This is a genomic window from Streptomyces cathayae, assembly GCF_029760955.1.
Classification (GTDB): Bacteria; Actinomycetota; Actinomycetes; order Streptomycetales; family Streptomycetaceae; genus Streptomyces; species Streptomyces cathayae.
In genome coordinates this window covers 637,529-658,561 of the sequence record NZ_CP121682.1, presented here as the reverse complement: position 1 = coordinate 658,561, position 21,033 = coordinate 637,529, and the positions used below count along the sequence as shown (strand labels likewise).

At 68.4% G+C, this 21,033-nt stretch carries 14 protein-coding genes and 4 pseudogenes; 9 read left to right on the top strand and 9 right to left on the bottom strand.

Annotation, left to right across the window (positions count from 1 at the left end; translation table 11 throughout):
* Positions 1-26 precede the first annotated feature (26 nt).
* Positions 27-359, bottom strand: a complete 333-nt coding sequence (locus tag PYS65_RS03160) for a hypothetical protein (RefSeq protein WP_279332222.1) — start codon at positions 357-359, stop codon at positions 27-29.
* Positions 360-813: 454 nt separating this feature from the next.
* Between PYS65_RS03160 and PYS65_RS03155 the strand changes: the two are divergent.
* A pseudogene (locus PYS65_RS03155) lies at positions 814-1,164 on the top strand (TetR/AcrR family transcriptional regulator); the annotation flags it as partial.
* A 128-nt stretch (positions 1,165-1,292) separates the two neighbouring features.
* On the opposite strand, the gene PYS65_RS03150 reads toward PYS65_RS03155, so the two are convergent.
* The gene (locus tag PYS65_RS03150; RefSeq protein ID WP_279332218.1) at positions 1,293-2,759 is read right to left on the bottom strand and encodes a non-reducing end alpha-L-arabinofuranosidase family hydrolase; all 1,467 of its coding nucleotides are present in this window, start codon (positions 2,757-2,759) and stop codon (positions 1,293-1,295) included.
* A gap of 740 nt (positions 2,760-3,499) precedes the next feature.
* Between PYS65_RS03150 and PYS65_RS03145 the strand changes: the two genes are divergently transcribed.
* Positions 3,500-4,930 carry an endo-1,4-beta-xylanase gene (locus tag PYS65_RS03145; protein ID WP_279332216.1) on the top strand — a complete coding sequence of 477 codons (1,431 nt, stop codon included), beginning with the start codon at positions 3,500-3,502 and terminating at the stop codon, positions 4,928-4,930.
* Positions 4,931-5,898: 968 nt separating this feature from the next.
* Here the strand turns inward: PYS65_RS03145 and PYS65_RS03140 are convergent.
* Positions 5,899-7,590, bottom strand: a complete 1,692-nt coding sequence (locus tag PYS65_RS03140; RefSeq protein ID WP_279332214.1) for an acetolactate synthase large subunit — start codon at positions 7,588-7,590, stop codon at positions 5,899-5,901.
* Positions 7,591-7,803: 213 nt separating this feature from the next.
* Here PYS65_RS03140 and PYS65_RS03135 point away from each other — a divergent pair, with 213 nt between their 5' ends.
* The 3 genes from PYS65_RS03135 to PYS65_RS03125 all read left to right on the top strand — a co-directional run bounded on the left by PYS65_RS03135 (position 7,804) and on the right by PYS65_RS03125 (position 10,814).
* Entirely contained in the window at positions 7,804-8,541 is a 738-nt protein-coding gene (locus PYS65_RS03135) for a flavodoxin family protein (protein WP_279332213.1), read from the top strand.
* A 262-nt stretch (positions 8,542-8,803) separates the two neighbouring features.
* On the top strand, positions 8,804-9,868 hold the full coding sequence (locus PYS65_RS03130; RefSeq protein WP_279332211.1) for a class I SAM-dependent methyltransferase: 1,065 nt from the start codon (positions 8,804-8,806) through the stop codon (positions 9,866-9,868).
* A gap of 433 nt (positions 9,869-10,301) precedes the next feature.
* The gene (locus PYS65_RS03125) at positions 10,302-10,814 is read left to right on the top strand and encodes a hypothetical protein (RefSeq protein ID WP_279332210.1); all 513 of its coding nucleotides are present in this window, start codon (positions 10,302-10,304) and stop codon (positions 10,812-10,814) included.
* Positions 10,815-11,256: 442 nt separating this feature from the next.
* Here the strand turns inward: PYS65_RS03125 and PYS65_RS03120 are convergent.
* A pseudogene (locus PYS65_RS03120) lies at positions 11,257-11,432 on the bottom strand (IS6 family transposase); the annotation flags it as partial.
* A gap of 173 nt (positions 11,433-11,605) precedes the next feature.
* Between PYS65_RS03120 and PYS65_RS03115 the strand changes: the two are divergent.
* Together PYS65_RS03115 and PYS65_RS03110 are read left to right on the top strand one after the other, a co-directional pair.
* A complete protein-coding gene (locus PYS65_RS03115) occupies positions 11,606-12,634 on the top strand; it encodes a zinc-binding alcohol dehydrogenase family protein (RefSeq protein WP_279332209.1) in 1,029 nt (342 codons plus the stop codon).
* Between the two features lie 146 nt (positions 12,635-12,780).
* Positions 12,781-14,076 carry a glycosyltransferase gene (locus PYS65_RS03110; protein ID WP_279332208.1) on the top strand — a complete coding sequence of 432 codons (1,296 nt, stop codon included), beginning with the start codon at positions 12,781-12,783 and terminating at the stop codon, positions 14,074-14,076.
* Between the two features lie 851 nt (positions 14,077-14,927).
* Here PYS65_RS03110 and PYS65_RS03100 read toward each other — a convergent pair.
* A complete protein-coding gene (locus tag PYS65_RS03100) occupies positions 14,928-16,358 on the bottom strand; it encodes a selenium-binding protein SBP56-related protein (protein WP_279332206.1) in 1,431 nt (476 codons plus the stop codon).
* 205 nt (positions 16,359-16,563) lie between these two features.
* Positions 16,564-16,980: pseudogene (locus PYS65_RS03095) on the bottom strand (integrase core domain-containing protein); the annotation flags it as partial.
* Positions 16,981-17,324: 344 nt separating this feature from the next.
* Here PYS65_RS03095 and PYS65_RS03090 point away from each other — a divergent pair.
* Together PYS65_RS03090 and PYS65_RS03085 are read left to right on the top strand one after the other, a co-directional pair.
* On the top strand, positions 17,325-17,597 hold the full coding sequence (locus tag PYS65_RS03090) for a hypothetical protein (RefSeq protein WP_279338167.1): 273 nt from the start codon (positions 17,325-17,327) through the stop codon (positions 17,595-17,597).
* Positions 17,598-17,612: 15 nt separating this feature from the next.
* Positions 17,613-17,834 (top strand): annotated as a pseudogene (locus tag PYS65_RS03085) (DUF3703 domain-containing protein); the annotation flags it as partial.
* A 165-nt stretch (positions 17,835-17,999) separates the two neighbouring features.
* On the opposite strand, the gene PYS65_RS03080 reads toward PYS65_RS03085, so the two are convergent.
* The 3 genes from PYS65_RS03080 to PYS65_RS03070 form a co-directional block, all read right to left on the bottom strand.
* Complete coding sequence (locus PYS65_RS03080; protein ID WP_279332204.1) at positions 18,000-18,593, bottom strand: sulfocyanin-like copper-binding protein; 594 nt, start codon at positions 18,591-18,593, stop codon at positions 18,000-18,002.
* Positions 18,590-18,868 carry an SHOCT domain-containing protein gene (locus tag PYS65_RS03075; protein ID WP_279332202.1) on the bottom strand — a complete coding sequence of 93 codons (279 nt, stop codon included), beginning with the start codon at positions 18,866-18,868 and terminating at the stop codon, positions 18,590-18,592. Before PYS65_RS03075 ends, PYS65_RS03080 begins: the two co-directional genes overlap by 4 nt.
* A 215-nt stretch (positions 18,869-19,083) precedes the next feature.
* Positions 19,084-21,012: a heavy metal translocating P-type ATPase gene (locus PYS65_RS03070; protein ID WP_279332201.1), complete on the bottom strand. Its 1,929-nt coding sequence runs from the start codon at positions 21,010-21,012 to the stop codon at positions 19,084-19,086.
* Between the last annotated feature and the right edge of the window lie 21 nt (positions 21,013-21,033).

The window sequence follows — 21,033 nt, the reverse complement described above, 5'->3', positions numbered from 1 at the left end:
GTCTTCCGGCAGGCGTGAGGTGAGCTTCAGTCGCCCGCGAACCACAGGTAACTGCCCCGAGTGGCTGCGCACTCACTCAGCATCCTTGCGAGGTCGTCCAATGCGGCGAGCTGACGCTCGTCACCGCATCGTTGCTTCAGATCGCGAATCTCGCGGACGGCGGCTGCGGCCTCCTGCTCGTTCATCAACGTATCCCCGTACAGATCGACGGCAGTGAGCCTCCCGGGTACTCCGAGGAGCTGAAGCGAGCCGAGGGCATCGGCCAGAGCGTCTCCATGTCCGTAGGAGCTCTGCACGAGCGTCGCGCGCCAGTTCTTGCGTGCCGGCCGTGATGAGTGCAGCTCCAGATCGATCCCCATGCCTCATGATGCACACGCTGTGCCGTTGGACAGCCGCTCGTGACCTGCGCGGCCCCACGTGGGCAAGGCTCCTCTCCCACAGGTGTCTTCTTGCCCCGGGTCTTGCCGGAGATCTTGATGACCTGCGTTTCCGCTGTTCAGGAACGGTGGGCTCGTGTGCCTGGTGGTCGTCATCGGCAGCTGGCGAGCGACCTCGGACAGCCCAGGGACGGCCCAGCCAACGCGGTCATGTGCGCCGGCCTGTCGCGTTACGCAGCGCCTCGAACCACTTCCCAGGACGCACCCCACCAGCCTCGGGCTGTTGGCGCTGGATCCAGCGGCTCGGACCCCGCTCAGCCCTCGGCCGTTGACGTCCGACACGAGGCCGGTTGCGTTCGCCTGGAACAACAATTCCGGAGAGGCTACTCCGTCGAGGACAGCCCCCTGCGACCGCCGAGATCGCGCCCGGGCAGGAGCCTTCCGGCGCTCCAACGAGGCACTCACCCGCGCCATGGCCGCCGCGGACGGCCCGGTGGAACGCGTCGAGGCGTTCTTCAGGGAAAGCCTCCGCCTCGGCGCCGAAGGCGCACACCGACCCGCCGCCGCCCTCATGGGCGCCGGCCTCTCTGCGGCCTGCCAGGAACGGCTGATGGAACTCCACCTGGAACAGGTCGAACCATTCCGCGCAGCCGTCCGGCAGCTCGGTGCCCCCGAGCCCGCGCTCACGGTGGATCTGGTCGCCGGGATGCTGCACACGGCCCTCGCCGCCGTCGACGGAGGTGCTCCGCTCGGCGGCACGGTCCACGCACCGGAGGACGATCACTGAACGTCCTCCGGTGCGCGGACGGGGCGGGTGAGGTGACCTGAGCTGTTCAGATCACGGGGTGGCGGGCTCGGCCCTCCGCCGAGCCCGCCACCCCGGCCCCCTACCGGAGCCGGACCCGCGTCATGCCGTCAGCGCTGCAGTGTCAGCAGACCCGGACGGTAGGGCAGGAGGCCGTAGTCGCCGCCGGAGTTGGGGCTGCGGCCCTGGTAGAGCAACTGCAGATTGCAGGGATCGACGGTCATGGTCTGATCGGCGCTGGTGCGGATCAGTTCGCCGTGACTGATGTCGTTGGTCCAGGTGGCGCCACTGTTGGCCTTGCCGGCGAAGGGATTGCTCTCGGTCGCGGCTTGGGGTGTCCATGAGCCGTTCAGGCTGGTGGCCGTGAACGAGCGGAAGTACCGGCCCTGCGAGCCGATCGCCTCGACGATCATGAGGTAGCGGTTCTGGCCCTGCAGCTTGTAGACCTGCGGGGCTTCGAACAGGTTGTTCGTCGTATCGCTCATGACCACTGTCGAGGTCGAGCCGAAGCTGCCCGGGAAGTTCCCGATCGGCATACTGGCCCGGTAGATCTTGCCGTTGTCGCCGGCGAAGAACAGGTACATGTTCGTGCCGTCACCGATGAGTGTCTGGTCGATGGGCCCTGTTCCGGAGCCGGAGATGCTTCCGGAGAAGAGCACCTGCTCGGACGACCAGCCATTCGGGTTGGTGGGGTCGCTCGACGTCCGGTAGGAGAAGGCGGTCCCGCCCCACTGGTAGGCGAGCACCCAGATGTTCTTCGGCGCGAAGTAGAAGAGCGTGGGTGCGACGGTGGAACTGGACATCGTGTTCTGGCCGGCCGAGGCCATCTCCGACCAGTTGGTGAACAGGCCGAAGTTCATCGAACCCCACCTCGTCCCCGTGTCGTGCGTGGTCGCATAGACGAGTTGTCTGCCGTTGTAGGGGGCGACGGTGAAGTCCTTGAGCGAGGCCCACCCCTGCTTGGGCTGCGCCAGCGCGCCCGTCGATGTCCAGCGGTAGCTCGACGGAAGATCGCACGAGCCGGGGGTGCCGGCGCCGACCTTGACGAGTTGCCACTGCTGGTTGGCGCCGCCCCAGTCGTCGTACTGGACGACGTTCGCGTTGTCGGCGGTGGAGGCGCCCTGTACTTCGAGGGCCTTGTTGCTGTGGCGCGAGATGAGCCTCACGTAGCCGTCCGAGCTGTCGGCCGGCCGCCACTGCTGGTTGGTGCCGTTCAGGTCGGCCCACTGGACGATCGAGCCGCCGTTCGCGGTGGACCAGTTGTGGACGTCCAGCACCTTGCCCGAGTGGCGGGACTTGATGCGGTAGTAGCCGTCCCCGGAATCGACGAACTGCCACTGCTGCTGGTTCTGGTCGTTCCTGGTCCACTGGGTGATACGGGCGCCGTCGTCGGTCGCCATGTTGTAGACGTCCAGGGCTTTGCCGCTGTTGCGGTTGACCAGCACGTACGAGGCGTTGGGGTCCACGGTCGCGGCCTCGGCGGGCTGGGCGCCGAGGAAGGTGGCCAGCAGCAGCAAGGGCGCAAGGACGCCGAGTAAGCGTCTTGGACGGACCGTGGACGGGTGGCGAAACCACATCAGAGGGCCTCCTTGGGGGGGCGGGGTGAGGCGACGCCGATGAACTGCGGAGCGGCAGCCGCGCCGAGGCGGGCAGAGACGGGTTCGAAAGTTTCGAAGTGATCCCGGTTCTGTGACGCCACAAGCTAGGAAGGGGAGGCCCTCCGGTCAAGGTCTGTCGTCGATCTGTCTGCAAACCATTCCTCCCACCGGGCGGGGCAATCCCTTGTGTCGACCGTGAATCCGCAGGTGGTGTGCGGTACGGCTCACCGTTCCAGGGATCCGCCCGCCTTGACACGGCATCGAAAATTTCGGAAGGGAAGCAGAAACTTTTTCTGCCGCGAGGGTTGACGAGTCGCTGTCAACCTCTCAATCATCCTGTTTGGTAAACCGACCGCAGGACGAGATTTCGAACCACGCTGGTCCCGGGCAGCCTGTGCCGTACTGCGGAGTCGCGCACAGCTGCACGACAGATCCGCGCACCAAAGCACCTGCGCCACCCCGTTTTTTCGTCCCGGTGAGGCTCGTACCGACGCATCCCGACCCTCCGTGCGGCAGGAGAGGCGGGCGACGCCGCGTGACGGCCTCCCGGCTGAGCCGCGATGGAGTACCCCCGTACCTGTCCTGTGTCGAAAGACCGCTGCCGCCCGGCCTACGTCACTCGGCGGCCGACCGGGCCCGTCCGTGCCGGTTGAAATCCTCCCGGGCCCTGTGACCGTGGTGTCCAGTGATCCCGTTATTCCTACTTTGGAGGCACAGCCATGGGCTTGTACGCCCTTCCCAGACCCGTTGTCCGGCGGAAGATCCGTGCTCTGCTGTTGGCGCTGGTCGCCGGCGTCCTCGGTGTGGCCGCCGTCCTGGTCGCGCCGCCGTCCGCTCAGGCCGCCGAGAGCACGCTCGGCGCCGCGGCGGCGCAGAGCGGCCGCTACTTCGGCGTCGCCATCGCCGCGAACAGGCTGAGCGACTCGACGTACGCGACGATCGCGGCCCGGGAGTTCAACTCGGTGACGGCCGAGAACGAGATGAAGATCGACGCCACCCAACCGCAGCGGGGCCAGTTCAACTTCACCGCCGCCGACCGCGTCTACAACTGGGCGGTGCAGAACGGCAAGCAGGTGCGCGGCCACACCCTGGCCTGGCACTCCCAGCAGCCCGGCTGGATGCAGAGCCTCAGCGGCAGCGCACTGCGCCAGGCGATGATCGACCACATCAACGGCGTGATGGCCCACTACAAGGGCAAGATCGCGCAGTGGGACGTGGTGAACGAGGCCTTCGCCGACGGCAGTTCCGGAGCCCGTCGCGACTCCAACCTGCAGCGCACCGGCAACGACTGGATCGAGGTCGCCTTCCGCGCCGCGCGCGCCGCCGACCCGTCCGCCAAGCTCTGCTACAACGACTACAACGTCGAGGACTGGACCTGGGCCAAGACCCAGGCCATGTACGCCATGGTGCGGGACTTCAAGCAGCGCGGCGTGCCGATCGACTGCGTCGGCTTCCAGTCGCACTTCAACAGCGGCAGCCCCTACAACAGCAACTTCCGTACCACCTTGCAGAACTTCGCCGCCCTCGGTGTCGACGTGGCCGTCACCGAACTCGATATCCAGGGTGCCTCGGCCTCGACCTACGCCAACGTGGTCAACGACTGCCTGGCCGTCCCGCGCTGCCTCGGCATCACCGCCTGGGGTGTGCGCGACAGCGACTCCTGGCGATCGGAGCACACGCCGCTGCTGTTCAACAACGACGGCAGCAAGAAGCCCGCCTACACCGCCGTCCTCAACGCACTCAACGGCGGCTCCACCACACCGCCCGCGGACGGCGGAACGATCAAGGGCGTCGGTTCGGGCCGCTGCCTGGACGTGCCTGGCACCAGCACCGCCGACGGCACCCAGCTCCACCTGTGGGACTGCCACAACGGCACCAACCAGCAGTGGACGTACACCGACGCCGGCGAGCTCAGGGTCTACGGCAACAAGTGCCTGGACGCCGCCGGCACCGGCAACGGCGCCAAGGTCCAGATCTACAGCTGCTGGGGCGGCGACAACCAGAAGTGGCGCCTCAACTCCAACGGATCCATCGTCGGCGTCCAGTCCGGCCTCTGCCTCGACGCCGTCGGGGGCGGCACCGCCAACGGCACCCTGATCCAGCTCTACTCCTGCTCGAACGGAAACAACCAACGGTGGACCCGCGCCTGACAAGGCCTGCACGAAGACATCGTTGATGATCGCGAGGGTCGCCGCCGTGGTGGCGGCGACCCTCGCGATCGGCACGGCCCGGTGGCGGCGTCACAACGGTCCGGTCCCCGTGGAAGTGCAGGAAGGAGTCCTTCTCCTCGGAGTGAACGGTGTTCCTCACAATCCTCAAGTCCGACACGTGCCGCGATGTACAGTGAAGACCGCCCTTGACCTGCACAAAGCAGGCAGGGAGCCGTCTTCCAGGAGTCCAAAGTGCTGCGTACTCTGTTCAAGTCCAAGATCTAGCGTTTGAGTGTTTCCGCAGGTCAGAGCCCTGATTGCGGCGTCCGGGTCAGCAAAAGGTCAGCATCGGGCCGGACGACGTCTGGCTTGCTGACCTGCATCCGCGGCAGGGACCTGCTGCCCCGCCCGGCGCCCTGCTCGGAAGGCTTGATGCGTGGCTCGACAGCTTGCCCGTGGGATGGAGTCCTTTTTCAAGGAGTGCGGTTGTTCCAGGCCGACCCGCTGCTCGCACCCGTACACGATTCGGTTCCGGGATGCTCTCGGCAAGTAGCGTGAGGAGGCCGGCTATGACACGCAGGACGACGCGATCAAGCGCCTGACGCAGATCTACGGTGAGAAAAAGAAGACGGCGCCGTCCGTTGCCGAGGTTCGCCGGGAACTCGGTCAGCAGACGGTCGCGGAATACGCGAAGCAGTGGCGGTCCGGCAGCGCAGGACCCTCTCTGCCGGCCTACCTGCGCCGTAGCAACAGCAACCTGAGCCGCAACTCCACGCCCAAGCCAGCCGCCTCCTGCTCACCGACCCGGCTACCCGCGCCCGAAGGAATCATCTCTGCTGGAGAAGATCACCGCAGACTGCCCGGAGAAGACCGCACTTGCCGATCTCAATACGCGGCTTCGCCGCCCTACGAGTGGATCGCGGCCGTCCGTGCCGTCGCCCTGCCCCACCTGCGCAGTCATTGTCGTGTCAGAACGGGCCGTGGAGGCTGCCCAGTTTGTCGGTCAGTCGCAGGTTCTCGGTGTAGTCGACGGGGCAGGCGATCACAGAGACCGCGTCGTCGTCCAGGGTGCGGCGCAGCACGGGCAGCAGTTGGTCGGCGGTCTCGATCGTGTAGCCGCGGGCGCCGAAACTCTCGGCGTACGTGACCAGATCCGGGTTGGTGAACCGGGTATGGCTGTGGCGGGCCAGTTCGAGTTCCATCTTCCAGGTGATCAGGCCGTATTCCTGGTCCACCAGGACAAGGACGACCAGCGGGACGCGCTCGCGGACTGCGGTCTCCAGTTCCTGGGAGTTCATCAGGAAGGAGCCGTCGCCCATCATCGCCAGCACGCGTCGATCCGGTCTTGCCAGTTTGGCGGCGATGGCGCCCGGTAGCGCGAAGCCCATGGTGGACAGGCCGTTGGAGACCAGGCAGGTGTCCGGTTCGTAGGTCGGGTAGAGGCGGGACATCCACATCTTTCCGGCGCCGGTGTCCGCGAGCACGATGTCCTGGCGGTCCAGGGCCGTGCGGACATCGTGCACCACGCGCTGCGGCACCAGGGGGAAGGCGTCGTTGTCGCGTCCGTACCGGAGTTCCTCGTCGAGCAGTGTGCGGATCTTCGCGCTGCCTCCCGAGTCGAAGGTGAGTCCCTCGGGCAGTGCTGCCGCGAGCGCGTCCAGCGCCTGGGAGGGGTCGCCTTCGACGCCCACGGTGACGGGGTAGTGGGCGTCCACCTCGGCGGGGAACCGGTGCACGTGCAGGATGCGCTTGTCGCTGTTCGGATTGATTTTGGCGGGGTCGAACTCCTGGATCTCGTAGCCCACGCAGATCAGCACGTCGGCTGTGTCGAAGCCGAAGTTGCCGTAGTCGTGGCGCATGAAGCCGACGGCGCCGAGCGCGTTCAGGTGGTCGTCGGGGAAAACGCCCTTGCCGTGGAAGGTGGTCGCCACCGGAACGTTCAGTTGTTCGGCGAAGCGTGCAAGAGCGGCTGACGCGCCGGCTCTGGCGGCGCCGTGGCCTGCCAGCACGATGGGGTGCCGGGCAGCGGTGAGGACCTCCGCCGCCCGCGCGATCTGGGTGAGCGAGGGGGCGTCGGCATGCACCGTGTCGATCTGCAGGGGTGCCAACGGCTCCGCGGGGCGATCGGCTTCGATGTCCTCCGGCACGGCCAGGAACACGGCGCCGGGGCGTTCACTCTGTGCGATCTTGAACGCCTTGCGTGTCATCTCCGGCACCGCGTCCGGACACTCGATACGAGCCGACCACTGGGTGACGGGAGCGAACATTGACACCAGGTCGATGACCTGGTGCGATTCCTTGTGGATACGGCGAAGCGATCCCTGGGCGGCCAGAGCCACCATCGGCGCGCTGTTGGTCATGGCGTCCGCGGTACCGAGCAGCAGATTGATCGCACCGGGCCCCAGCGTGGCCGAACACACCCCCGCCCGACCAGTGAGCCGCCCGTAGATCTCCGCCATGAACGAGGCAGCCTGCTCGTGGCGCACGAGGATGTACCGGATCCCGGAGCCGTTCAGCGCGTCGACGAACCGGATGTTCTCCTCACCGGGAATCCCGAAGACGTACTCCACACCCTCGGCCCGCAGACAACGCACCAGCAGATGCGCGACGTCCTCCACCGCTGCCGAGTTCCGCGACCCGGTGGCACCTTCGATACCCATAGGACGAACGTAGGCACGCCTTGGCTCCGCCGACCAATCATCGGCAGCCAGCCGGGGCAGCCCGTGGCGGGCGTGCGAGCCACGTATGAGCTCGAGTACCGCCGGGTCCGTTCGGAGGTGCTGCGGTAGCGCCTACCGACGCTTGCCCGGACGCTGGATCCGGATGTGAACGCTCCGCCGCCCTTCGTGCGGCAGTAAGTCTGGGAGGACTGTGTGACCGCTTCGTCGCCCGCCACCGACGCACCGCCGGCCCGGTACGACGACCTGCGTGCCCTGGTGATCAACTGCACCCTCAAACGCTCGCCGGGGACGAGTAACACGCAAGGTCTGATCGACCGCAGCACCAACATCATGGACGCGCAGGGAGTCCATGTCGATGTCGTACGGGCCGTGGACCACGACATCGCGACCGGCGTGTGGCCCGACATGCGTGAGCACGGCTGGGAGACGGACGCCTGGCCCGATCTGTACCAGGAGGTCCTGGCGGCCGACATCCTCGTACTGGCCGGCCCTATCTGGCTCGGCGACAACAGCTCCGTGATGAAGCAGGTCGTCGAACGCCTCTACGCCTGCTCCAGCCTGCTCAACGAAGCCGGGCAGTACGCCTATTACGGCCGTGTCGGTGGCTGCCTGATCACCGGCAACGAGGACGGCGTCAAGCACTGCGCCATGAACGTCCTCTACAGCCTGCAGCACCTGGGGTACACCATCCCTCCGCAGGCCGACGCCGGATGGATCGGCGAGGCGGGCCCTGGTCCCTCCTACCTCGATCCCGGCTCGGGCGGCCCGGAGAACGACTTCACCCATCGCAACACCACCTTCATGACCTGGAACCTGCTGCACCTGGCCCGGGCGCTGAAGGACCTGGGTGGCATCCCCGCCTACGGCAACCAGCGCACCGCCTGGGACGCGGGCTGCCGCCGCGACTACGAAAACCCCGAACACCGGTAGGAGAGCAACGGCTGGGGCAGCGCGCCCGTCCGGGAGACAGCGTCTGCCGCTGAGCCCACCGCCTCAATCCGCGCCAGGGCGGGTTGAGCCGCGTCACTCCCCGCACGAGGGACTGGCTGCCGACCAGGCCCCGGCTTCGCGCGGTGATGACAGCCCAGCGCGACGACAGGACGTGACCATGCCACGATTCGCCCGCTGGTACGGATCCGGCCCCCGGCACCTTCTGGTTCCGACAGCCTCGTTCGCCCTCACCGGCTACGCCATGGTGCGCCTGTTCGCCGTCCGGCCCCTGGAGGGGGAGATCTGGCTCGTCGGTGCGGCGATCCTGCACGACCTGATCCTGCTGCCCCTGTACTCGCCGGCCGACCTGTCGGCCCTCTCCGTACTGCGGCATCGCGCCACCGACGCGCCGACGGCGCCGTGGATCAACTACCTCTGCGTCCCCGCCTTCCTGTCAAGCCTGCTCCTGCTGGTCTGGTTTCCCCTCATCCTTCGGCTTGCGGTGCCCTACCCCGGTGACACTGGACTGTCCGACGGCGGCTACCTCGGCCGATGGCCGGCGATCACGGGCGTGCTCTTCGCTGCCTCCGCGCCGGCCTTCGCCCTCAGGCTTCGTCACGCGCCGCCCCTTCGTCCGCTCCGCGAGCCGGTGTATCTGCGGCTGACGGACGGGCGCCGGATCCGGATGCCAGTGCACCGCCGGCACGCGCGGCCCACGGCGGCCGACAAGACCGTGCTGGAGCGCTGCGTCGGCCCCGTCCTCGACGTGGGCTGCGGGCCGGGCCGGTTGTGCAGAGAACTCCTGAGCCAGGGAGTCTTCGCCCTCAGGGGCGACATCGCTCCTCGCGCGGTTGCCCTGACCAGTGTCCTGGGCGGGCTCGCGCTCTGTCGATCGGTCTTCGACCGGCTGCCGGCCGAGAGAGGCTGGCAGACCCTTCTGCTCATCGACGGCGACATCGGCATCGGAGGGTACCCTCGCAGCCTGCTGCACCGCTGCCGCGACCTCATCGCTCCGACAGGGCGCCTCGTCATCGAGGTCGACCCCGACGACGTCGAAGAGCTGTGCACCGTCCGGTTCGAGAACCTCCAAGGCAGGAGCGGACCACCCCTTCCCTGGGCGCAACCGCGGCAAGCGGATGCCGTCGATGACATTGGCTGGACCGTGTCGGTCGATTACATCGCCGTGCCGGACACTTCGGCGCTGCAACTGGCCCGGAAGCAGAGAGCGCAGCCCGCCCCCAAGGGAGGCCAGCTACTTGATCACGGCGAGGAAGCCTTGGGTGCTCCTGGGGGAAACGAGGCGTCCTGTGCCCCCTCATGTACCTGATGTGCCGTCAGGTAAGTCAGCATCTGATCAGCATCAATCCCCGGCCTTTCCGAAATGACTGCCCGAACAGGCGTCAGATTAGCGGCGTCGCAGCAGCCAGGTTCGCACGGAAGCGCAGGCAGAGAGCCTTCTTGCCAGAGTGAGTCGATGTTCCTCACACTCTTCGAGTCCGACGCGTGCCGGGGTACAGTGAGGAACGCCCTTGACCTGCAAAAAGCCGGCAGGGAGCCGTCTTCCAGGAGTCCAAAGTGCTGCGTACTCTGTTCAAGTCCAAGATCTAGCATCTGGGTATCTGTGCAGCTCAGAGGCATGGTCAGGCCGCTCGGGTCAGCAAACGGTCAGCATGAGACGGGACTGTGTCCCGGCTTGCTGACCTGTACCCGAAGCGGGCGCCTGCTGCGCCGCCTGGCGCGTCGCTCGGAAGGCTTGGTTCGTGGCTCGTCAGCTCCCTCGTGGGAGGGGGTCCTTCTTCAAGGCATGTGGTTGTTCCAGGCCGACCCGTTGTCCGTGCCCGTACGCGATTCGCTTCAGATATGCGCTCGGTAGGCAGCGTGAGGAGGCTGGCTTCGGGACGCAGGACGATGCGATCGAGCATCTGACGCTGATCTACGCGGAGAAGAAGCGGACGGCGCCTTCCGTTGCCGAGGCCCGCCGAGAGCTGGGTCAGCAGGCGATTGCGGAGTACGCGAAGCAGTGGCGGCCCCGGCAGCGCAGGATGACCGAATACTCCACGGGCTGGCACGTGGACAGCTCCATCGACGTCCACATCGTTCCGCGCCTGGGATCGCGGAAGCTGATTTCCGTCATGCCGATCGTGGTCGAGCGTTTCCTGGATGAACTGGAGGCCGGCGGGGCCGGTCGAGGGAATCAGGTCAACATCTTCCACACCCTCAAGACGATCCTGCGCGACGCCTATGACAAGGGAGCATGGCGGACGGCCCGGTGAAGGGCAGGAAGGAACCGGAACACGTCCGAGGAAAGGTGGTCGTTCCGACCCTCGCATGCGTGAAGCAGGTTCTGACCGTCGCGGGTGACGACCTCGCGCTGGAGATCGTCAGGGTGGCGGGATGCGGCCTGCGGAACGGCGGGGCCCGGGCTGTGAACGTCGGCAACGCTTGTGATCAATACACATAGTGCCCGGCCTTCCTCGGACCGGGGACGGACGGACAAAGGGGCGCGAGGCCCCGACCGGTCAGGGTCGGGGCCTCGCGCCGCCAACCGTGACGGCGCCCTCCGCGAGGAATACGCGCCGCTACTCCGAAGGCACCCGCGTGCGCTCAGCGTTCTGAACCGACAACCGGCCCGGGCCACACGATCGCTCGCTACACTCCCACCGCTCGACAACCGCGCAGGTCAAGACGCGAAGTACTGCTGGAGTATTAGGACTGCCCGAACTTCGCGCACCACCGTCGGACGGTCTCGTGGGAGACGATGACGCCGCGGGCCAAAAGCAGCTCCTCGACCTCGCGGAACGACAGCGGGAAGCGGAAGTACCGCCACACGCAGTGAAGATGATCTCCACCGGGTACCGGTGCCCCCTGTACGGCGGCGGCGCGGACGGCACGAACGAACCTTTCCCGGCGTGATCAACCCGACGGTCATCCCACCCGGCCGGCCAGCATGGCGGTGCCGCCCGAACGGCCGAGGGCCGTTGCCGCACCGAGCGGCGTGCGGTTGCGGCCTGCCGTGCTGTGGCGAGCGTTTGCCGGACCTGTCGGCCGGCGCCAGGCTGGGAGCATGGTGCGCGCGTCGGCTTCGAACATGCTGACCGGGTGGGCTGTCGAGAGTCCTGGTCCGATCGCAAACGGCCCACTGGTGTCCGTGCGGCGTACCGTGCCCTCGCCGGGGCCCGGTGAGCTGTTGCTGAGGGTCGAGGCGTGCGGCGTCTGCCGCACGGACCTGCACCTTGCCGAAGGCGACCTGCGCCCGCACCGGGCATCGACCGTTCCCGGTCATGAGATCGTCGGCCGCGTGGCCGCCGTCGGCGAGTCCGTCACGGGGTTCCGGGTCGGCGACCGAGCCGGTGGGGCGTGGCTGCGCAGCACCTGCGGCCGATGCCGCTACTGCCGGGCCGGTCGCGAGAACCTCTGCCCGGCCTCCCTCTACACCGGCTGGGACGCGGACGGCGGTTTCGCCGATGTCACCCTGGTTCCGGCGGACTACGCCTACGTGCTCCCGGACGGCCAGGACGCCGTGCTGCTGGCACCGCTGCTGTGTGCCGGGATCATCGGCTACCGGGCTCTGCGCCGCAGCGCCCTGCCACCCGACGGCCGGCTCGGGATCTACGGCTTCGGGGCCTCGGCCCATCTGGCGGCGCAGGTCGCCCTGGCCGAAGGGGCAACCGTGCACGTGCTGACCCGTTCGGCACGGGCCCGTGAACTCGCCCTCGACCTGGGTGCCTCCTCCGTGGGCGGCGCCTACGACCGCCCGCCCGAACCACTGGATTCGGCGATCCTGTTCGCGCCGGTAGGGGATCTGGTGCCCGTGGCGCTGGAGGCACTGGACCGTTCGGGAACGCTCGCCGTGGCGGGCATCCATCTCACCGACATCCCCGTGCTCGATTACCGCCGTCACCTCTTCGAAGAGCGGAATCTGCGCAGCGTCACCTCCAACACCCGGCAGGACGGCCGCGACTTCCTGGACACGGCCGCGCGGATCGGTATGCGGGTCACCGTCAGCCCGTATCCGTTGAGCCGCGCCGCCCAGGCTCTGAGGGACCTGGCCGCCGACCGGGTCAGCGGTGCCGCCGTGCTCGTGCCCGGATGACCCGCCGCGACGCACTCCTTGGACGTGCCCCGAGAGGTCGCGGTAGCACTCGCAGCGGTCCGAGGGCGGCGGTTCCGGCGGTCTTGCCCGGCATCCGGATCCGGTGCGAGACTTCGGAACCGCCGTCGCGGGTAAAGGAGTTGGGCTTGTCACCCACGGGAAGATCGTTACGGCCCCTGACCATCCTCTTCGCCCCGGAGAGCGCGTACGGGCCGACGAACAACTGCGTAGGGATCGGGGGTGTCCTGCGCCGCCGGGGGCACCGTGTGGTGTTCGCCGCGGAGGCGTCCTGGAAGGGCCGCCTCGCGCCGCTCGACTTCGAGGAGGACCTGGTCGAGCTGGCCCCGCCGCCCGAACAACCCCAGGACGCGGGCCAGTTCTGGAAAGACTTCATACGCAGCACCGCGCCCGAGTTCCGGAAGCCGACCATCGAGCAGCTGGGCACCTGGATCAAGCCGGTGTGGGAGGAACTGATCTCCGGCGCCCGGTACTGCGAGCCGCAGATGAAGGAGATCATCGACCGGGTCCAGCCGGATGTGATCGTCGAAGACAACGTCGTGTGCTTCCCGGCGTTGACCACAGCGGGCGTTCCTTTCGTGCGGATCGTTTCCTGCAACCCGCTGGAGATGAAGGGCGAGCACGTTCCACCGCCGTTCTCCGGGTATCCGGCCGGGGACCGGAGCGAGTGGGACGAATTCCGCGCCGAGTACGACCACACGCACCGGAGCCTGTGGAGCGACTTCAGCGTCTGGGTGACCGAGCAGGGCGCGCGTCCGCTGCCCGACCTGGAGTTCATTCACGAGGGCGATCTGAACCTGTACGTCTATCCCGAGTCGGCCGACTACACGGACGCCCGTCCGCTGGGACCCACCTGGCACCGGCTGGACTCCTCGGTCCGCGAGACGCAGGAGAGGTTCACGCTGCCGCCCGGCCTGGCCGACGGCGGTGCGCTGATCTATTTCAGCCTCGGCTCGCTCGGCTCAGCCGACGTGGACCTCATGCGCAAGGTCATCGCCTCGCTCGCCCTCACCCCGCACCGCTACATCGTCTCCAAGGGCCCACTGCACGAGGAAATCGAGCTGCCGCCGAACATGTGGGGCAAGGAGTTCCTGCCGCAGCCCCAGATCCTTCCGCTGGTCGACCTCGTCATCACGCACGGCGGCAACAACACGACCACCGAGGCCCTCCACTTCGGCAAACCCATGATCCTGCTGCCGCTGTTCTGGGACCAGTACGACAACGCCCAGCGCATGGCCGAACTGGGTTACGGCGTCCGGCTCGACCCGTACGGCTTCACCGACGCCCAACTCCACGGTGCCATCGGCCGTCTGCTCGGCGATACGACTCTGCGGCGCACCCTCACCGAGGCCGGTGAGACGATCCGGACGCGCGACGGACTGCATACGGCCGCGGATCTGATCGAGCGGGCCGCCACGGGCTGATGCCACCGGCCCTCGGACGAACCGGCCCCCCTGCCCCCGACCACCTGCGCACCGCGTACCGCCGGGCTTCATCGCCCAGGTCGACCCTCACCAAGCCCGACAGCAACCACCCCCTGACGCCAGGGAACGGTCCGATGCCTCACCGGCGTCCCCCGGATCAGGCTGCCCTCAGCTTCAACCGGACTGCTGTGACAGCCCGGTTGCGGGGTCCTTTCACCCCCACCCGGTCTTCAAGCGCCTTGCGGCGCACGGTGCCGTCGAGGATTACGTGCGCTTTCGTACGAGCCGTCACCATCGCCTCGTCGGAACGTTGGGGGTGCCCCCGGCCGGAGGCTGGGGGAGTGTCACCGCATCTCAGGTGGGCCAGGGCGAGCAGAGCCTGACGTCCCACAGTCAGTCGCCGCCATCGGGTCCCGATCTGCCGGCGTCGAGTCGCCAGTTCACGGCTCAGGTAGCGCACGTGCGCGGTGGACAGATCGATCGCCGACGAGTGACAAGCGCGCGAAGCTCCTGGCAAGGCACGGTGGATCTTGGTCGTGACACCTCCCACCAGGAGCTTCAGCACGTTGCAGAGCCGCCCAACTGACGGACGCCGCCGTCAGGTTGGAAGCAGTTCACTGTGCAGGCTGCGGCTGTTCCGGGCGGGCATTGCCAGGGGTCGAGCACGCCTGAGATCGGCGTGGCCTGGTGGCGTGGGGCACGCGGTCAGCGCGAAGCTGCTGGCATCCAGGGGGCTTGCCGTGCTGTCCGACGCCCGGAACGCCCAGGGACCGACATGACAGGCAGAGGCCTCACCACCGCGGCGGCAACCGCCGCGAGCGCCGGCGCCGATGCTCGCGGAGCACAAGCGGTCAGCGGCGGTAGCAGTACGAATCCGAGGAGGCGTCGCCGCCTTGCAGGCGTATCTGGTGCACGGACAGGCCGAGGAAGTCCGGGCCGTGCGGGAAGAAGCGGCTGTCGACGGAGAGCCCGCCGTGCGCGGTGTCGGCGTCGAGTTTGACCATCCACGGGTCGATGCCCGCGGGATAGAGCTGCGCATCCCAGGCGGCGTACAGGGAGTTCGTCAGGTACACGCGCCGCCCGTCGCGGCTGAGCTCGACCATCTGCGCTCCGCCGGTCAGCGGAGTGTCCGGTTCGGCGGGGTGCGGCTGTCGGCCGACGACGCCGCCGAGACGCACGGACGCGGTCTGCCTGGGATGGAACGGGTCGCTCACGTCGTACTGGAGCAGGTCGCCGGTTCCCCAGGCGGATACGTACAGCCACTGGTCGTCCACCGACAGGTCGATGTCGGTGATGAATGGGGGCACGGCGCCGAACGGCTGCAGCGCCGGGGGCAGGTCCTCCGTCTGCGCGGGCTCGGCCGGGACGGTGAGCACCTTGCGGACGGCGAACTCCTCGCCCTCCCGGTTCCATAGCCACACCGACGCCGACAGGTCCTCCACGTTGACCACGGTGTTGGTGAACCCCCACGTGGCCTCGGGGTCGTGCGCGGGGCGCAGTTCCAGCACCATCTGGTTCTCGTCCCCCAGATCGACGCGCTGCAGGTGCCGGCCGGAGTCCAGCTCCCAGAAGTGCAGTGAGTGGCCGTAGCGGCGATCCAGCAGCAGTTCGGGGACGAGGCCGTCCTCGATCATCGAGGGGGTCCCCCACTCGCTGGTCACAGCGATGTTCTGGCGCAGGTGCCACCAGAGGTCGTAGGCGAGCCGCTGCGGTCCGCGGTCGCTCTCCCAGGCGCGCAGCACTTCGAAGCTTTCGTGGTCCAGCAGCGCGACGCCGCCGGGCCCGTCCGCCCCGTCCGCGCCACCCAGGCAGGACAGGAACATTCCGTCGGGGCCGCAGTGGAGCGTGTGCGGGCGCGAGTATCCGGCCTTGGCGGCCAGCTCCTCGGGCTCGATTACCTTGACCAAGCGCGGACGGGCGGGATCGGGGCCGGTGTCGAGGACGTGCAGCCGGGAGGAGCGCAGTCCGGGGACGATGAGGTAGCGCCGCGCAGCGTGATGATGACCGGCATGCGCCAGCGCGCTCGAGCAGGCGTTCCAGCCGAAGTGGTGCAGTTCGTTGCCCAGGTCGGGCAGCTCGGCCTGGGAGGTCACGCGGCCGTATACGGGGGATTCGGGGTCGGTGCCGACGGTGAACAACGCGTCCGCGCGCTGTGCGGCCGGGTCGAAACCGACGACATAGGCGAGCTTCTCCGGGGGTGCGGCGACGGCGTCCGCCGGAGTGCGGTACAAGGTGGGGTCACTGTGCTCGCCGCGGTCGTGAGCATGCTCGGTCGTCGTCATGGCTGCTCCTTACTCCCGAACGGGAGCCTGGAGCCGGGGGACTCCTGGGAGGCAGCCGGTCTCACCCGTTCGAGATCGATATGGAGGTACCGGATATATGCGCCCTGCAGCCAGCGTTTCACAGCCCCGAAGCACTGCCAACGCGACAGCGCGGCGCCGCGGGCCGCCTCAGTGTGCGGCCCGTCTCCGGCACTGCGGGTGTCGATTAATCATCCGGCCTGTTCAGGCGGCATGCATGGCACTCATGCAGGGTGCCGCCGAGCCGGTCTCGTCGGTGGATCTTCAGGTGCGCGATCTGTCCTGGTGCGGTGAGTGGTTCGGGCAGCGGGCGAAGTGGGGCGGCCTGACCCAGGGCCCGGTGCGGCCGATGTCCGTTACAGAACGATGCGAACTTGCGGAGCGCGTGCAGGAGGTGGCTTTGGTTCCAGATCAAGGTGCGGTCCAGCAGCTCGCGCCGGCAGGTCTGGATCCACCGTTCCATGGGGGAGTTCATCCGGGGCATACGGATGCCGCTGGTAACGACCTCCAGCCCGGCGTCGGCGAACACGGCGTCGAAGGCCTGCCTGCACTTTGCGTCCCGGTCGCGGATCAGGAAGCCGACCCTGCCGCCCGCGTCCTGCAGGCCCCTGGGCCGGGCCCCGCCCGTGCTCTGCTGCCGGGTCACTAGGGCACGGCACGCCTCGCCCGCGGCCAGGACGGCCCGGGTCTCCACCTGCTGGTTCCACCGCACGTAGTCCGACCAGACGTACATCGCCGATGGCCCCGGTGCTCGCGGCCCTTCGCGCGGCCGCCGCGCGGGTCGGGCCCGATTCGGCATCCATGGTCTGACCTGCCTCATTACCTCAGTGGTAATCGACCCTTCGTGCGGAACCGGGCAAGGTGGGAGTCACCGTGGTCTGGGCGGCGCACTCCGCCCAGGCCACGGCCCCTGACCAGCTTTTTCGACCTCGACGGAGGCTGATCGGTATGTCCGCCACCACCCTGCTCGGCGCGCTCTCCCGCACCGACCACCCGCAGACCATGCTGCGCCGCTTCCTCGCCCTCGACGCCGTCGTCACCGGTGCCAACGGACTGGTTTACCTGATCGACTCGAAGCCGGTCGGCAGCCTGCTCGGCATCGGGTCCGGTCTGCTGTTCGAACCCGGCTACACCGCCGAGATGACCACCGTCCGCACGCCGGGGCCGATGCCCCAACGCTGGCGTGCCATCGAACGCGCCCACATCCTGTCTCAGCCCTGACCCGGCGCCCACACCCGCACCCACGCGGTGATGCTCCGCCTCGCCCTCCGCGACCGCGACGCGTTCGAAGTCCTCGGCCAGTTCGTGCGGCTGATGGTCGCGGCCCCCGGCTCCGCGGCGGGCCAGTACTCGACCGGCAACACCGGCCGCACCCGCGTAGGGCTCACCACCCCCATGCCCATCCCCGACGACCTTGCCGCGCTCCTGCGGGACGCGGGGGTTGTCCTGGGGGCATAGCGCCCTTCAAAGAACCTTCGTTCTGCCAGGGGCGGCCAGGGCCGCGGTCGGCGAGGGTCTTGACCTCCAGCTCGGCGCGGAGCTGGAGGACGAGCGTGATGCGTGGGGTGTGGTACTTCGGGGTGACCTTGCCACTGCGGGCGTGGCAGATGCTGCCGGAGTCCGCTACCGACTGGTGACATCGAGTTCGGCGTACATGCCTGCGAGGTAGTGGCCGGGGAAGTTGCACACCAGCTCGTAACGCCCGGGAGGCAGGGGCAGCCTGGTCCAGGCGATCGCGCCGGGGGCGATGCCGTCACCGGCGCCTGCCGCGCAGCCGCGGGACGCCTCGCCCAGGCTGCCCGCCTCGTTGACCTTCCCGTCAGGACCGGTGGGGCGCTCCCCAGCGCCGTGGCCTGAGGGCAGTGGCAGGATCACCACCTCGTGCGCGAGGGAGCCGGTGTTGAACACCCGCAGCGAGATCACGCCCGCGGGGACCGTGGACGGTTGGAGCGCCAGGCGCATCATGCGCATGCCGTACCCGCCAGGACCGCCGCTCATCATGCCCGTTCCCATGTCGCCGGCAGTCACGTCCACCACATGGCCGGGCAGGCCGGGCGCGCTGCACCGTGCACCAGGCGCCCGCCAGGCCGCCGTGGGAGTCGCACTGCGGAAAGCGCCGGTGGCGGCCAGCAGCACCGTGGTGGCGATGCCGAGCACCAGCGCGGCGATCGCCCCGCCGATGGCCGGCCACATCCCGCGTCGGCGGTCTGCGCTCACCGGTGCTCCCGCAGCAGTGTGAGCCGTTGTTTGTACTCGTCTTCGTCGATCTCCCCGCGGGCGAACCGTTCGGCGAGCAGGTCCTCGGCCCGTTTGCTTCCCCATCCCGGCTCGCCGGTGGAGTAGGGCCTTCCGGACTGGCGGTCGTGGTGGGTGCCGGTGAGGTACCGGACGAGCGCGACGATGCCGGCGATCACCAGCGCCCAGAACAGCACCATGAACACGGCCATGAAGAACCAGCCGCCCCAGCCCCAGCCACCGTCGTGCCACATCATGACGATCACCTTCCAGGCGTGCCCGTACATCTTCCATCGTGCGCCCGCAGCGGGCCTTGCGCAGGGGCCGCTGCGGGCGAGTCGGCCGGCAGCGGCACGGGCGGCGTCAGTTGCCCGGCGCGGGCCGGGTACCAGCGCCGGCGGGGGGAGGCCGAGGCATTTGCCCAGGCCCCCGCTCGGGAGGGTCGTTGCTCAACGGCGTTGCCGTGTCCCGGTCATCCGCGGGTCGCGCCTGGCCGCAGGTCGAGCTTGCGCAGCAGTTGGGCGTTGAGGGCGACGACGATGGTGGACAGCGACATGAGGACGGCGCCGACCGACATGGGAAGGACGAACCCGATCGGGGCCAGGACGCCGGCGGCGAGTGGTACGGAGAGCAGGTTGTAGCCGGTGGCCCACCACAGGTTCTGCTTCATCTTGCGGTAGCTGGCCTGCGACAGGTCGATCACCGACAGGACGGAGCGGGGGTCGTCGCTGGCCAGGATGACCCCGGCGGAGGCGATGGCCACGTCGGTGCCGGCGCCGATGGCGATGCCGATGTCGGCCTGGGCCAGTGCGGGGGCATCGTTGACGCCGTCGCCCACCATGGCCACCGTTTTGCCCTCGACCTGCAGCGCTTTGACGGTGGCTGCCTTGTCCTCGGGCCGGACGCCGGCGAACACCCGGTCGATGCCGAGGTGGTCGCCGACCGATTCCGCGACCGCTCGGGCGTCGCCGGTGATCATGATGACCTCGATGCCTCGCCGGTGCAGCGCGTCGACGGCCTGGCGGGATTCCGGCCGGATCTCGTCGGCCAGTTTCAGGGCTCCGATCACCACACCGTCACGCAGTACGTGCAGGATGATGGCGCCCTCTTCCCGCCACTGCTCGACTGCCCCGAGCTCCTGCTGGTGCTCCTCGTCCAGCAGCAGCGGGCCGCCGACCCTGACCGTCCGGCCGTCGACGATGGCGGTGACGCCGAGGGCCGGTTCCGAGGTGAAGCCGTTCGCCTGAGGGATGTCGAGGTTGCGCTCGCGGGCCGCACGGACGATGGCCTTGGCCAGTGGGTGTTCGCTGTCGGTTTCGGCCGCGGCGGCCAACACGAGCACTTCGTCGCCGGCGAGTCCAGAGGCTGGTTCGACGGCGATGACGGTCGGCTCGCCCTTGGTGAGGGTGCCCGTCTTGTCGAACAGGACCGCGGTGGCGGTGCGCATGCTCTCCAACGCGAGCCGGTCCTTGACGAGGACTCCGCCGCGGGCGGCGCGTTCGGTGGCGATGGACACCACCAGCGGTATCGCAAGGCCGAGTGCGTGCGGGCAAGCGATCACGAGCACCGTGATCGTGCGGGTGACTGCGTCATCCGATCGGTCGAGCAGCAGGGCCCACACCAGGACCGTGATGACAGCCGCGCCGAGGGCGAACCAGAACAGCCACCCCGCGGCGACGTCGGCCAGCCGCTGCGCGCGTGAAGACGAGTTCTGCGCCTCGGTCACCAGGCGCCTGATACCGGCGAGCGCGGTGTCCTCGCCGGTGGCGGTGACCTCGACCCGCAGGCCGGAGTCGCTGGCGACGGTGCCGGCCACCACGTGGTCGCCGACGCCGCGGCGTACCGTCCGGGACTCGCCGGTGACCATCGATTCGTCCATCTCGGCCGCACCGTCAACGATCCGGCCGTCCGCGGGGACGCTGCCACCGGGCCGGATCAGGGCGGTGTCGCCCACCCGCAGCTCACCCGGATGCACGGTGACGACCTGGTCGCCGTCGAGCCGTTCGGCCTCGTCGGGCAGCAGCGCGGCCAGGGAGTCCAGGGCCGAGGTCGTCTGGGCGAGCGAGCGCATCTCGATCCAGTGGCCGAGCAGCATGATGACCACAAGCAGGGCCAGTTCCCACCAGAAGTCCAGGTGGTGACCGAGGATGCTCAGGCTGGCGCCCCAGGAGGCGACGAACGCCACCGTGATGGCCAGCGAGATCAGCAGCATCATTCCCGGCCGACGGGACCGTGTCTCGGACACCGCACCGGTGAGGAACGGCCGACCGCCCCACAGGTACATCACGGTGCCCAGCAGCGGCGAAATCCAGGTCGCCCAGTCGGCCTGCGGCAGCCGGTAGCCCAGCAGTGAGGCGAACATGCCGGAGAACGCCACGACGGGCACGGCCAGCACCAGCATCGTCCAGAACAGCCGCCGGAA